Annotated in this window: 12 protein-coding genes and 1 tRNA gene; 6 read left to right on the top strand and 7 right to left on the bottom strand. The window is 62.0% G+C overall.

The genetic code is table 11. The features are described 5' to 3' along the window. Positions 1 to 12: 12 nt before the first annotated feature. On the top strand, positions 13 to 1,254 hold the full coding sequence (locus OSA81_00955) for a PQQ-dependent sugar dehydrogenase (GenBank protein MDE0897560.1): 1,242 nt from the start codon (positions 13 to 15) through the stop codon (positions 1,252 to 1,254). Between the two features lie 306 nt (positions 1,255 to 1,560). Here OSA81_00955 and OSA81_00950 read toward each other — a convergent pair whose 3' ends face one another. Together OSA81_00950 and OSA81_00945 are read right to left on the bottom strand one after the other, a co-directional pair. Then, positions 1,561 to 3,075, bottom strand: a complete 1,515-nt coding sequence (locus tag OSA81_00950; protein MDE0897559.1) for an amidohydrolase family protein — start codon at positions 3,073 to 3,075, stop codon at positions 1,561 to 1,563. Next, positions 3,076 to 3,702: a hypothetical protein gene (locus tag OSA81_00945; GenBank protein MDE0897558.1), complete on the bottom strand. Its 627-nt coding sequence runs from the start codon at positions 3,700 to 3,702 to the stop codon at positions 3,076 to 3,078. 385 nt (positions 3,703 to 4,087) lie between these two features. Here OSA81_00945 and OSA81_00940 point away from each other — a divergent pair, with 385 nt between their 5' ends. Further along, positions 4,088 to 4,549 (top strand): hypothetical protein, encoded by a 462-nt coding sequence (locus OSA81_00940; GenBank protein ID MDE0897557.1) that lies wholly within the window; start codon positions 4,088 to 4,090, stop codon positions 4,547 to 4,549. 173 nt (positions 4,550 to 4,722) lie between these two features. On the opposite strand, the gene OSA81_00935 is transcribed toward OSA81_00940, so the two are convergent. Beyond that, positions 4,723 to 5,052 (bottom strand): cupin domain-containing protein, encoded by a 330-nt coding sequence (locus tag OSA81_00935; GenBank protein ID MDE0897556.1) that lies wholly within the window; start codon positions 5,050 to 5,052, stop codon positions 4,723 to 4,725. A gap of 219 nt (positions 5,053 to 5,271) precedes the next feature. On the opposite strand from OSA81_00935, the gene OSA81_00930 reads away from it, so the two are divergent. Beyond that, on the top strand, positions 5,272 to 5,772 hold the full coding sequence (locus tag OSA81_00930; GenBank protein ID MDE0897555.1) for a (2Fe-2S)-binding protein: 501 nt from the start codon (positions 5,272 to 5,274) through the stop codon (positions 5,770 to 5,772). Next, positions 5,769 to 7,916, top strand: a complete 2,148-nt coding sequence (locus OSA81_00925) for a xanthine dehydrogenase family protein molybdopterin-binding subunit (GenBank protein MDE0897554.1) — start codon at positions 5,769 to 5,771, stop codon at positions 7,914 to 7,916. The genes OSA81_00930 and OSA81_00925 overlap by 4 nt, the downstream gene beginning before the upstream one ends. A 15-nt stretch (positions 7,917 to 7,931) precedes the next feature. On the opposite strand, the gene OSA81_00920 is transcribed toward OSA81_00925, so the two are convergent. After that, a complete protein-coding gene (locus OSA81_00920) occupies positions 7,932 to 9,371 on the bottom strand; it encodes a serine hydrolase (GenBank protein ID MDE0897553.1) in 1,440 nt (479 codons plus the stop codon). Positions 9,372 to 9,538: 167 nt separating this feature from the next. Between OSA81_00920 and OSA81_00915 the strand changes: the two genes are divergently transcribed. Further along, positions 9,539 to 10,579: a D-2-hydroxyacid dehydrogenase gene (locus tag OSA81_00915; protein MDE0897552.1), complete on the top strand. Its 1,041-nt coding sequence runs from the start codon at positions 9,539 to 9,541 to the stop codon at positions 10,577 to 10,579. A 196-nt stretch (positions 10,580 to 10,775) separates the two neighbouring features. Here the strand turns inward: OSA81_00915 and OSA81_00910 are convergent. The 3 genes from OSA81_00910 to OSA81_00900 all read right to left on the bottom strand — a co-directional run bounded on the left by OSA81_00910 (position 10,776) and on the right by OSA81_00900 (position 11,566). Then, a tRNA-Pro gene (locus OSA81_00910) sits at positions 10,776 to 10,849 on the bottom strand. A 159-nt stretch (positions 10,850 to 11,008) separates the two neighbouring features. Further along, positions 11,009 to 11,311 carry a hypothetical protein gene (locus OSA81_00905; GenBank protein ID MDE0897551.1) on the bottom strand — a complete coding sequence of 101 codons (303 nt, stop codon included), beginning with the start codon at positions 11,309 to 11,311 and terminating at the stop codon, positions 11,009 to 11,011. Between the two features lie 42 nt (positions 11,312 to 11,353). After that, positions 11,354 to 11,566, bottom strand: coding sequence for a hypothetical protein (locus tag OSA81_00900; GenBank protein ID MDE0897550.1), 213 nt, complete (start codon positions 11,564 to 11,566; stop codon positions 11,354 to 11,356). 430 nt (positions 11,567 to 11,996) lie between these two features. On the opposite strand from OSA81_00900, the gene OSA81_00895 reads away from it, so the two are divergent. Next, on the top strand, positions 11,997 to 13,294 hold a 1,298-nt coding region (locus tag OSA81_00895; GenBank protein ID MDE0897549.1), incomplete at its 3' end, for a hypothetical protein.

The following is a 13,294-nucleotide window of genomic DNA, read 5'->3' as shown; positions in this document are numbered from 1 at the left end:
CACAGGTCCTCGATGAGCCGCACCCTCCCCCGTAGCACACCACTCGCCGTAGCCGTTCTCGCGATCGGTGCGGCCATAGCTTCCTCTTTCGCTCTCGGCCAGGACAGCGGCGACGTCGTACAGACCGCGTACCACGACTTTCAGATCGTCGAGGTGGCGAACGGACTCGTGAACCCCTTCTCCATGGTGTTCACCCCTGAGGGTGACCTTCTCGTGACCGAGCGACCCGGCCGGCTTCGCATCGTGCGGGACGGACTCCTCCTGCCCGACTCCGTAGAAGGGCTCCCGGACATCCTAGCTCTCGGGCGGGGGGCCATGTCCATGAACGGACTCGAGCAGGCTGGCCTGCGCGACGTCGCGCTGCATCCGGACTTTGCGGCGAACCGGCTTCTCTACCTGAGTTATGTGAAGCCCGGCGCCGACTCACTCGGCGCGCTGACGGTCGCTCGTGGGCGCTTTGAGAACGATCGTATGTCGGACGTCGAGGAACTCTTTCATGCCAAAGCCGACGGCAACGGGAGTGAGCGAAGCTCCATGTGGGGGGGGAAGATCGCGTTCGACGGTGACGGCTACATGTACGTCACACTGGGCGACCGGCAGTGGCCCGCCACCGGTGACCTAGCGGCACACCCAGCGCAGGATCTCTCGAACCACAACGGCACCACGGTCCGCCTTCATGACGATGGGCGAATTCCGGAGGACAATCCGTTCGTCGGCCGCGCAGAAATGTTGCCCGAAATCTGGACGTACGGGCACAGAAACGCCCAAGGCCTCGCGGTCCACCCGCAGACGGGTGACGTGTGGCTCACCGAGCACGGGCCTCAAGGCGGTGACGAGGTGAACCTCCTCAGTCCCGGTGCGAACTACGGCTGGCCTGTCGTCGGCTACGGCGTGAACTACCGAACGGGCGAGGCCATCCACCACGGCACGCATCAGGACGGGATGGCGCCGCCAGCGCACATCTGGGTTCCATCGATCGGCGTCGCCGGTATGCTCTTCTACACGGGCGATGCATTCCCCGAGTGGCGCGGCGACATGCTCATCGGAGGGTTGAGTGGCCAACGCCTCGTCCGCCTGAGACTCGACGGCCAGGAGATCGCTCGGGAGGAAGTACTGATTCAGGACATGGGGAGAATCAGAGACGTCCAGCAGGGACCGGACGGCTTCATTTATCTCGCCTTCGACGGTGGCGATCGGTTTGTCGACGGTCCCCCGACGGCGATCCTGAGGTTGGAGCCAGCGGGCCAGCGCTGACGCCGGCGAAGCTCTTCCTCGCGACGATCGTCGCACCGGGACTCGTGACCTAGCTCACCACTCTCGACTCAGCCGTGGCTCAGGTGCCCTTCCCTGCAGAGGTGCACCAACTGGTCACGCTCCCCTGACTTCCTGGGAAGTCAGGGGATGCGCTCGACGGGCTAGATGTGAGTGCGTCGCTCAGCGAGATCACGGCTCGCCGGCGAGTGATCATCCTCTCCTCGTTACCGGGTCTGTCGGTTCGACAGCTCGGGCGTCCGTCTGCGGCGGGCGCTCGTTGCCGTGCTTACTCGGTGCTGAGTCTTCCTAGAAGACAACTTTTCTTCCCACCACCGGGCGACCCGGGCGCGCTCCCTCAACATTCTCTCCGTCCCGCACCACGAACTCGCCATTGACGAGCACGTGCTCGACACCGAGTGAATATGACAAGTCATCTTCGAACGTGGCGGTGTCGATGATCCTGGCAGGATCGAAAATCGTGACGTCCGCATCGCTCCCGATCTGGATCCGGCCCTTCCGCCTCATCTGCGGCGAGACGGTTTCGAGGCGCTGAGCAGGCATCAACGTGATCTTACGCAGGCCGTCCATGAGAGAAAGGACGCCGTCATCACGGACATACCGACCGAGGAAGCGAGAGAAGGTGCCCGCGCTACGGGGATGTGCTCCGGGGTCGTAGGGCATCCCGTCCGACGCCACCATGACGTGCGGGGCCCGCATCGCCGCCTCAATCCATTCCGGTTGCATCATATGAATGATCACGGTGCCGCCCTCGGCTCGATACTGGTTGAATGTCTCTTCGGTCAGACGCTCACCGGTCGCCTGCCACTGCAGGTCGGAGTAGGTAATCTGGAAGCGCTCCCGCCACCCCTCGTCGAAAATCGCCGACTCGAGCGACGTCGAAGCGGCGGTGTACGGATACGCCTCCGTCGTCACGTCGACACCCGCTTCCTGAGCTCCCTGAATGAGGTCGAGATTCGTCTGTATGTCCCAAAGGCTAGAGCTATTCAGGTGCACGATATGCAGCGGCGTGCCGGTTGCTACGGCATTCGCAACGACCTCCTGAATCGCGTCAATTCCCATCGATCGGACGTGAGTGTAGATCGGGAACTTTTCAGGACCGGCATGAGCAAAAAGACGAAAAATCTCATCGCGGGTCGCGCCCGGATAATATTGATGCGGCATGCCGATACCGAGGGCTCCTTCGGCCATGCCCTGCGTGATCTGTTCGTGCAGTTCTGGATAGTGCTCCTTATCGAGGGCGTCATAGTTGCCCAATGAGATGGCGCGCCCGAGCACTTCGAGTTCATCTTCGGTCCGATCCAGACTGAGCCCTGCCAAAGCCATGCGAACCTCATCGCGGTATTCAGGCATCACTGCAGTTCGCAACGCTCCATGTGAGATCGTGGCACCGAAATTAAGCACGGCATCGCCGGCTCGACTTCCCAGATAGCCAGCGACACTGGGCACGCCCGACTCCAACTCCAGCGCCGTCGTCACGCCGTCGCGCGCCTGGAACTCGTTTGCGCGATTACTCTGACCGTGCGCGTGCAGGTCAATGAAGCCCGGAGCAACGACGAGTCCGGTCGCATCGATCATCGTTTCGCCCTGGAGCGGCTCTTCGGAGATCGCCACGATCATCTCACCTCGGATGCCCACGTACCGGATCGCATCCAGGCCCGTCTCCGGGTCCATCACTCGGCCGCCGCTCAGGACCACATCATACGTCTCCTGCGCGAGCACCATCGTGGGCACGGCTACAGCCATCAGCGCAGCCCCGAGGAGCGCGCGCGAGCAGGCGCGAGACCGGGTGGTAGAACTCACCTAAGACTCCAACCCGAGAAGCTCACGGACCGGCGCTTCCAATCGCGTCATGCCGGCAGCGAGTCCGATTTCGAACGCCTCGGCCGCGTCCACGCCGTCGATCCAGTGGGCCTTCAACGCCAACATCGCCCCCACGCGATTGCTGCTCGCGCAGTAGAGAACAGTCGGCGCTCCTCCGGTCTTCTCCAGCATTGTAGCGAAGATGTCGACGTTCTCTCGGGTGAGAGACGCAGCCCCTGATATGGGAAGCCGATCGAAGTCGTACGACCCGTCCGCGGCGTGTGCCTCCTCCCAGCCGGCCCCACCCTCTGCCGTCGGACGAAGTGAGATGAAGTGAGTCACGCCTGCCTCATTCAGAGCTTCGAGCTGTTCCTGCGTGGGTTGGCCGGCAGTAATCACGCCCGGAATGGGGCTGCGGGCACTCCTCACTTCCATGTCGGTCGCGACTGAAAGCGCTGCCGCAGCGACCTCGATGGCGGCTCGCTGATCGCCGGCCATGGAAGTTGCCGCTGCGGCCGCCGAGGACGCGACGGCGTCTGAGGCGCTTTCAGCTGAAGGTGCACCACATGCGGTGCCGAAAAGCATCAGCAGGGCGCAGGCCCCGGAGTTGTATCGCAGATTCTTCATGATTCCTCGTGCGTCCGTCTCAGGTATGGTCGAGTTCAGGGTCTCTCCGTAGCTCCCGCATCAAATTATCCCACACCCTAGGCTACAAGGCCAGCCTCAGCCCGTGGCGAGATGTAGTGCTGCAGCCCCAGAAGTTCTTCGTAGGTGGTGTCCGCATATGCCGACATACCTTTAGCCCCGTCTCGAACAAATCCGACCAAGTGATTGCGCCCGGCAACATGCGCGCGCGGCTGTCGGGGTTCCAATCAGCGGACCCGTACGTCCGCTTGACGGTTATTGTAGAGATCTGATAGACCCACGCCGGAGAGAAATCCACATCGCTAGTCAAACGAAGAGGGCGCTCCTTGGTCGGGCTGTGGTTGGCATGGCTGGATTTTGTGTCGCCATGACGATACCTGCCGCCGTGTCAGCCCAGCTCGATCTGTGCCTCGACGCCGAACGCCATCTGCGTGACGTCATCGGCATGACGGTAATCACCGAACCCGACACAATCGACGATTGGCGGACTCAGGCGATGGTATCGGGATGCCGGGTGACTGCAGCAGGTGCGACGACAGAGTCCTCAGCGGTGGTGGCACGCCAGTTCTATGAGATCCTGCCCGAGTCAGGCTGGGAACGGACACCAGATCCCCGCGACGCCCCCAACGAGGCGTCGCTTCGATATCGTCAGCACGGCGCGGATTGTCTTTTCAATTTTTACGACTCGGCCATAGCGCTCAATACGGACGCGGAGATGACGGTCAGCGATGCCGTCTTCCTGCAGCGGGGTGAGCACCTCTACAACTTCTTGGTGATGTGCACGCCAGCGGCACCGGCGGCTCCACGCGGGGGCGAGCCGGGGGGCTGACAATGACCCCCGGCCCCACGCACTACCACCCGATCAGTTGCTCTCTGCATGACCGGATGGAGTCTGCCTCCGTACTCCGTTAACGCGTGACGCTACGGCTGGATTCTGGCGAATGAAATCATGAGACCCGGTATGAGGAGGATGACCAAGCGAACTACAACGGAGAGTCTCGACTATCCGGGCGCAGGAGCCAGCACCACAAGGACGACAAGTCGAGCGTTCGACGTGTTACGGATCCCATGGGGCACACCCTCAGGCGCCACGAGCATGATTCCCGCTTCCATATCGGCCTCACGCCCGTCCAGAAGGAAGAGCCCGGATCCCTCAAGCACGTGATAGACCTTGTCCATGCCCTCATGGGCATGGAGCCGGTGCTCCTGTCCCGGCTCGAAAGCGTTGATCCCGACCAACAAGCGGGCCGAAGAAAAAATCGTACTCTTCCCCATCTTCTCGGGGTTGAATACGGCTGAGGATTCGGGGCGCAAGGGAGTTGGGTGCATCATGGAGTGGGTCCAAGGGGTCGCGGGCAGGAGAGTTTTGGTGGGCGGCCACGAGGCGAAGATAGGGCGACCACCGTCTACTCCGCTCATCTACGGCGAACGCGGAAGAGTTCGCCCCGGGCAGGTGGGCGACGAACGTCGCAGCTGTCGAGGTTCGACCTGCACACACCGTTGACCGTTCGTAGTTTATTACCCCGACCCACGAGCGAGGCAGGCACGTCCATGGCGACCTTCACTGTGAACGGTGAGCGACGAGAGATCAGCGTTCCCGGCAGCCATCCCCTCCTCTGGGCGCTGCGCGAATCACTCGGCCTCAGTGGAACCAAATTTGGATGCGGCGTGGGGCTGTGCGGCGCCTGTACAGTCCTCGTCGACGGCCAACCGACCCGGTCATGTCAATTCACCGTGGATCGTGCGGAAGGGACCGAAATCACTACGATCGAAGGACTTACGGCGGACGGTCCCCATGCTCTCCAGGAAGCCTGGATCGAGGAGCAGGTTCCTCAGTGCGGTTATTGCCAGTCCGGACAAATCATGTCGGCAGCGGCGCTTCTCTCGGAAGGAGCCCCTACCGACACCGACATCGACACAGCAATGTCAGGAAACATCTGTCGTTGTGGCGCATACGGTGCTATCCGGCGGGCGATCCATCGGGCCGCGGAGATCCAGGCTCAGCGTGACGCCACCGATTCGACCCCCGTGGGCGGGAGTGATGACCGATGAAAGGACTCTCCCGTCGCTCTTTCGTGAAGATCGGTGTGGTCGCCGGTGGAGGGCTCACTCTCGGTATCGCCTGGAAGGCCACCTCTGACCCCGGCCTCCCCGAGACCGACGCGACTTGGGCGCCCAACGCCTTTCTCCGCATCGACGCGGACGGAACGATCACGGTCATGATTCCTCGAGCGGAAATGGGTCAGGGTGTGACAACCGCTCTGTCGCAGCTCGTCGCAGAGGAACTCGACGTCGAATGGGGCCAGGTCTCCTTCGCCTTCGCGCCGGCCCATGATGCTTACGGGACGATGGTCACCGGTGGCAGCACCAGTGTCGTCGAGTCGTGGCGCCCACTTCGTGAAGCGGGTGCCACCGCCCGGCAGATGCTTAGTGCCGCCGCCGCCAATCGGTGGGCCGTCTCGCCCGACGAGGTCACGACGCGCCAGGGGTTGGCGGTGTCCGGCGACGGAACGACGATCGCCTACGCCGACCTCGCGGTAGAAGCCTCACTTCTGGATGTCCCGCAAGACGTTCTGCTCAAAGACCCCTCGGAGTTCAGTATCATCGGTCGACCCGTGGCACGGCTCGATGTCGAGGCCAAGAGTACCGGACGAGCGATTTTCGGGATCGACGCCGGACCCCCAGAGACACGGATTGCGATGGTCGCTCGTTGCCCCGTGTTCGGTGGAACGGTCCGTTCATTCGATGCGACGGCAGCGCTCGCCGTTCCCGGCGTCGGTGAGGTGGTTCAGATCGAGTCGGGGGTCGCCGTCGTGGCCAATGGATACATCGCGGCGAAGGCCGGACGGGACGCACTTCTCGTCGACTGGAATGAGGGGCAGGCAGCCACTCTCAATGACGCCGAAATCTTCGCGCACTTAGGGACGGAAGCCCGGGTGAGTGGACGGACGGTACGTGACGAGGGGGATACCGCGGCGACTCTGGCCTCGGCGACTTCCACACACCAGGCAGTTTATCGCCTGCCCTACCTCGCGCATGCCACGATGGAGCCGATGAACTGCACGGCTTGGGTGCACGAAGGGCGCTGCACCATCTGGGCGCCCACGCAGTTTCCGAACGGTCCGGCGATCATCGGAGGAGGCGCTCGGCAGGTGGCCGCGAAGGCGGCTGGTGTAAGCGCCGATAATACAGACGTCCACACGACCTTCCTCGGCGGAGGGTTCGGGCGCCGAGCAGAAAGCGATTTCGTGCAAGAAGCGGCCGAAATCGCGGGCATGGTGGAAGGACCGGTCAAGGTGATCTGGTCTCGCGAAGACGACATGCAACATGATTTCTACCGACCGGCCTCCTACCACGAGTTAGTCGCGTCGCTCGATGCCGACGGGATGCCCGAGGCATGGGATCACCGGATGGCGATGCAGTCCATACTGGAACGCCTGATGCCGGGATGGGTGCCAGGCACGGTCGCGAACTTCGCCGGGAAGAGGGATCCGACATCGACAGAAGGAGCGTCGGACCACCCCTACGCGGTCCCGAACGCCCACATGACGTACGCCAAGGTCGACCTCCCGATACCGGTCGGCTTCTGGCGATCAGTAGGGCATACGCACACTGGCTTCGTCGTGGAGTCATTCATCGACGAGCTCGCTCACTCGGCCGACCAGGACCCCTACGCCTACCGGCGCTCACTTCTCGGCGCCCACCCCCGCCACATAGCCGTTCTTGACGCCGTAGCAGAGGCCGCTGACTGGGGCTCCCCTGCACCCGAGGGCCGCGCCCGCGGAATCGCTGTGGTCGAGTCGTTCGGTTCGTACGTGGCCGAGGTCGCCGAGGTGTCGGTGGAGAACGGACGCCCCCGGGTCCACCGCGTGTGGTGTGCTATCGATTGTGGGACGGTGGTAAACCCACGAATCGTCCAGGCACAAATGGAGAGCGGCATCATCTACGGACTCACGGCTGCTCTGTATGGAGAGATCAACATCGAGGGCGGGCGGGCGGTGCAGAGCAATTTCCACGATTATCAGATGCTCCGCATGAACGAAGCACCCACAATTGAAGTGGTCCTCGCGCCGAGTGGTGATGCTCCGGGTGGAGTCGGCGAGCCAGGCACTCCACCGATTGCCCCCGCGGTCACGAACGCGATTTACGCCCTCACAGGGGAGCGTGTCCGAACGATGCCGATTCGGCTGGGGTGAGGCGTGAAGTGCAGACTACCTACCTTCCGGCGGTTCTCCAATCGCGTCGAGGATGTCCCCAACCACTTCGTTCATGTAGCCGCCTGAGCCGCCTGGACTAGGTCCCAATCGCACTACGACCACGTCTCTCGACGGAACGATCATCGTCATCTGACCCATGAAGCCTGACGGCCAGTAGGCGTCAGCCGGCAAACGATCCATCGCGCCGCCTGCGTTCAGCCAGAACAACCCGCCGTACCCTCGATTGGTACTGGCCGGAGCCGGTGTGCTCACGAAGTCACTCCACCCCGAGGGCAAAATCTGTTCGTCCTCCCACCTGCCGTCCTGCAAGTGAAGCTGACCGAACCGAGCCCAGTCCCGGGCCGACATGTAGTCGAATCCGGGCAGAATGAAATTGCCCCAAGCGTCCGTTTCCAGGACGGCGTTCTTGATCCCGATCTTGTCGAACAGATCCGTCCACGGAAACGCGTGATAATCCTGTCCGCGCGCTTCGACGGTCTCACGCACGATCCTGCCGAGTGTAAGTGGGTCCGAGTTCAGATACTCCCAACGCTCACCAGCTTCAGCCTCCATTGGGAAGCTGACCGCATGCTCGAAGACGTTGATACCGTCGAAGTAGATCCGAAAATGATGGTTCTGCGTCGACAGCGACCGGTCCTCTCCCAGACCCCAGTTATTGAAATCGAGTCCACTGCTCATATTCAGCAGGTTGCGGATCGTGATCGCAGCCCTCGGGTCGTCCGATGACTCATGCCATTCCGCGACAGGCGCAGGCTGGTCGAGTGTCAGGGCGCCCTGCTGAATGAGGACCCCGATAAGGGCGGCAGTGATGCTCTTGCCCTCGGACCACGACAGGTGCGGCATGTCCCGGGCGACCCCGGTCGCATACCGCTCCCCGATGACCCGTCCCTTGTAGAGGGCCACGACCGCCCGGGTATTCTGCCCATGCTCGTGGTTCGCGATGGCGAAGTCGAGCGCCGCATTCACAGCATCGCCATCGACCTCCGCGGGGAGTGCCGTGTCCGGTAGTCGCTCGCCCATAGGCCACAGCTCCCAGCTTCGGCGTGGCCATTCCGCACCGACATCAGAGGGCTCAAAGTAGACGTCGTCTGCACCACGGGGGAGGACGCTGCACCCTTGGTCACCGTTGTATTGCGCGACTCGGTCGGGCACTCCAGTCGCGCTCATCGTGACTCGCTGACGATCTTCATCGACGTCGTAGACGAAGTCGTCTCCCCAGCCGAAGTGAGCGAAGCGCTCGAGGTCCGCGTATGCGTGCACACCCGCGTCCCGGCCCTGCACGAAGACGCCCGAGCAGAGGATCTTCGCGTTGATGGCGAGGCTGAACTCTCTCGGCTCAGCGTCATCCGAGGGCCATTGCGCTGCCGATGGCGCGGGAGCGACGAGGAGTATCGCCACAGCGGATACGGTGATGCGCTGACAGAGATGCGTCATGGAATCCAACCGATGAGGGAGAAATCAGATTATGCGCAGTTTACAACGACAGCAACAAGAGCTGGAAGGTCACGGGACTCGTGCCGCCTCGGCTCGTATCCTAGTCGTCACCCCCAGCTAGATTTCACGCTCGCCCCCACCTCAGTAGTGGCCCCAGGAGTAATTCAGTGCCCGAAGAAGTCATCGTGATCGCGAGCTGGCTCGAAGCATACCTGGTCGAGCGAGTCAGAGAAGCGGCGCCCTGGGCTGAGGTGGTCCATGAGCCTTCGCTGCTGCGCCCGCCCCGGTACGCTGCGGACCACACCGGAGAAGCCGGCGAACGATCCGAGGCCGACGAACAGCGGTGGAGAGCGCTACTCGGTCGAGCCACCATCCTCTTCGACTTCGATCGAACGAATAAGGAGGCCCTGCCCGAACTCGCCCCCCACGTCCGATGGCTTCAGGCCACCAGCTCGGGCATCGGCCAGTTCGTGGATCGCATGCAGTACCCGCGACGGATGCCCGAGACAGTCTTCACGACCGCGAGCGGCGTACACGCACGTCCGCTCGCCGAGTTCGCCCTCATGAGCATGCTCGGCCACATGCGTGGCCTCCTACCTACCGTACATGCCCAGAGTGTGAAAAGGTGGGAACGCTTCGCGGGATCGGACCTCGAGGGCCGCACGGTGGTCATCGTTGGGTATGGCTCAATCGGCCAGGAGACCGGACGCCTCGCTGGTGCGTTCGGAGTCACCGTGCTGGGGGTGCGTCGCCGACCAGAAGGAATTGACCCGGCGTCCGTCCATGCGGATGAGCTGTGCGGCCCCGACGATCTCATGGAGTTCCTTCCGCGGGCGGACTTTCTGGTGCTAGCCGCGCCGCACACAGCCGAGACCGAAAAGATGATCGGCGCGGAGCAGCTCGCGGTAATTCCTCGGGATGCAGCGCTAGTGAATGTCGGACGGGGCTCACTGATCGACGAACCCGCGCTCATCGCAGCACTAGAGAGCGGACATCTCGGCGCGGCCTATCTGGACGTCTTCGCGGAGGAGCCGCTGCCTCTGGAGCATCCACTGTGGTCGATGCCGAACGTTCTCGTCAGTCCTCACTCGGGGAGTACGAGCGACCGGGAGAATCGAAGGATAGTGGACTTATTCTGCGAGAACCTGGGGAGATGGCGTGCGGGGGAGCCGCTGCGAAATCAGCTGGATGTGGTTCGGTTGTACTAGGAGGGCCCAGGAAGCCCGCGCGCTGCCCTGCTATGGAGTGATCAACGCGAAGTAGGCGTCAATGTCGAAGCCAGCCGGGTCGACCTGATAGTACCGCACCAACGCCTGATCGTTCTCCCACAATCCGCTCGGCGTGCACCCATCCGGGCTCAGATACAAAAACCCGGAGCCGCTTATGCGACTCCGGGCTCCTCAGTCGGGACGGCCGGATTCGAACCGGCGACCCCCTGAACCCCATTCAGGTGCGCTACCGAGCTGCGCCACGTCCCGAGGAGCGGAAAAGCTAGTGCCCATGCGGAGTTGCGGGAACCCGTGGTTTGGACCTCACCAATGGCAGAACAGTCGAGGCTGTCCCCGGTATTATTCTCCATGGCTTCAGCGAACCAACCACTCGGCATCGCGGCCATCCGCGAGCGCCAATAGGGAGGCTCAGTTCCCCGGAACGTCGATCGACCTGATCTCAACGAGACGCCCGACCTGACAGATACTCGCGAGGTCCGGGCGATCGTCCGCCTCAAACGTGACGACCAATCCGTCAACTCGAAACGCTGCGGCCAAGTTGATCGGCTCGTACCGCTCTGCCCCGGCGTCGATCGTCCAGCAGCCGCCCTCTACGGCCACGAAAGTCACCACGCCGCTGCCCGAGAAGTCGGCCTCACCCACGTCCGTGACATCACAGCCGCCTAGAGCGAAGACGAGCACCGAAGCCGTCATAGACACCATCCGTTTCATCGTCGACACCTCCTCACAACACCTTCGTCTGGGCAGACCACCTTACTCATTGGACGGCGCAGTGGCCGATGCGACCACATATCCCACAGCATCCTTCTCGTATAAACGATAGTACCCTGCGGTGAGCCCTCCCCAGGGGGGTTGGTCGTGCGAGGCACCAACTGAGGTAAAGACAGCGTGGCTGAAGTTCCTACTGTCGATGACGAAGAAGGCCATCGATTGATCGCTCAAGAGATCCTCGAGCGAGCGGGCCACGGAGACCTCCTTCGCGCACTTCCACGAGCGATTCTTCGAGGCCGCGCTGTTGACGACTGAAGTCGAACAAGGCATCGAGGCGTGTGCCGCGTCAGCGCTTTTACACAACGTGGCGCATCTGGCGAGCATTCGCGCCGGACGAACGTATTTTTCTGATCTACCGCAGGTCATGGTTTTTGATACCACCTTCCAGCAGACTATACCCGATCGGGCCTATTTATAGGCGTTGCCGCATAAGCTGAAAGAAAAGAGACCATTTGCCGCTACGGATTCCACGGCACCTCGCACAAATGCGTATCGCAGCGGGCTGCGGAGCGTTTGCAGCTTGAGCATTTTACCGCCATCAATTGCGATCCGGCGCTAGTATCGCAGGGGAATTGGTGATTGCGCGCGAGACCCGAGGGGTCATCCAGGCCTCCAGCGAGAGGAGTTGAAGCATATGGCAGGTCTAGGGGAATTGACCGTAGTCGAGCGCAAGGCCGTCGAGGCTTCGCCTTTTGCCGAGATCTATCCTCCGACCGAGAAGATCAACACCATCGTGGTCGAGAATTTTCCGGCGTTGGGCAAATTGGCGGCGATGCGCTTTATCGAATGGGCCCAGGACCACCCCGGCGGAGTGATCTCGTTGCCGACGGGCAAGACCCCCGAGCACTTTATCCGCTGGGTCGAGCATTTGATGGCGCATTGGGGCGAGGCGAAGATCATCCGCGAACTCGAAGAAGCGGGGATTGACCCGAACCGCAAACCGGATCTGCACAGCCTGCACTTTGTGCAAATCGACGAATTCTACCCCATTGAACCCGGCCAGGACAATAGCTTCTACTCCTATGTGAACCGCTTCTATATTGACGGTTTTGGCCTCGACCCAGCCAAGGCGCTACTGATCAATTGCGCCGAGATAGGCCTTAAGCCAGGTGAGACTTTAAGCGAGGTCTGGCCGGGCGGCGAAGTGGATCTTTCGCTGCGTCACCGGGCAGTCCGCCCGGGTCTTGAGCAGGTCCAGCAAGATGTACTGCACCGCGTCGATCAGTGGTGCCAAGAGTTTGAAATGCAGGTTCGCGCCTTAGGCGGCATCGGTTTTTTCCTGGGCGGCATTGGTCCCGACGGGCATGTCGGATTTAATGTGCGCGGCTCGGACCATTTTTCAACGACTCGGCTAACGGGCCTTAACTACGAGACACAGGCGGCGGCTGCAAGTGATCTCGGTGGTATCGAGGTGGCGCGTAAAAGGCTAGTGATCACCATCGGGCTGGGCACGATAGTCCATAACAAAGACTGCTGCGCGCTAATTGTCGCTGCCGGTGAGGCTAAGGCCGGGATTGTCGCGGCGGCGATCGAAGAAGAGGCTGGCGTGAGTTATCCGGCCTCATCGTTGCACCGTTTGCCGATGGCGCGCTTTTATATCACGCAAGGCGCGGCGAAATCGCTTAAGGTGCGCCAATTGGTGCTTTTTGAGCAACGCGACGAGGTTGACGACGAGGCGGTGGAGAAGATCGTCGTGGACCTGGCCAGCGATTTGGGCAAGAAGGTCGTCGACTTGACGGAGGTGGATTTCGCAGCCGACGCTTTTGGTACCGCGCTATTGGCGCGTCGGCCGGAGAAGGCCGAAGCGTTGGGCCAGATGGTGCATGACCGTTTGGCGAGTAAGATCGAGCGGGGGACCAAGACTCTTGCGAAGACGCGTTTCTTGCACACCGAGCCGCACCACGACGATCTGATGCTGGGCTA

The sequence above is a fragment of the Longimicrobiales bacterium genome (assembly GCA_028823235.1).
Classification (GTDB): domain Bacteria; phylum Gemmatimonadota; class Gemmatimonadetes; order Longimicrobiales; family Gaopeijiaceae; genus UBA2589.
The sequence above is the reverse complement of the archived record's forward strand: the minus strand, read 5'-3'. Positions and strand labels throughout refer to the sequence as shown.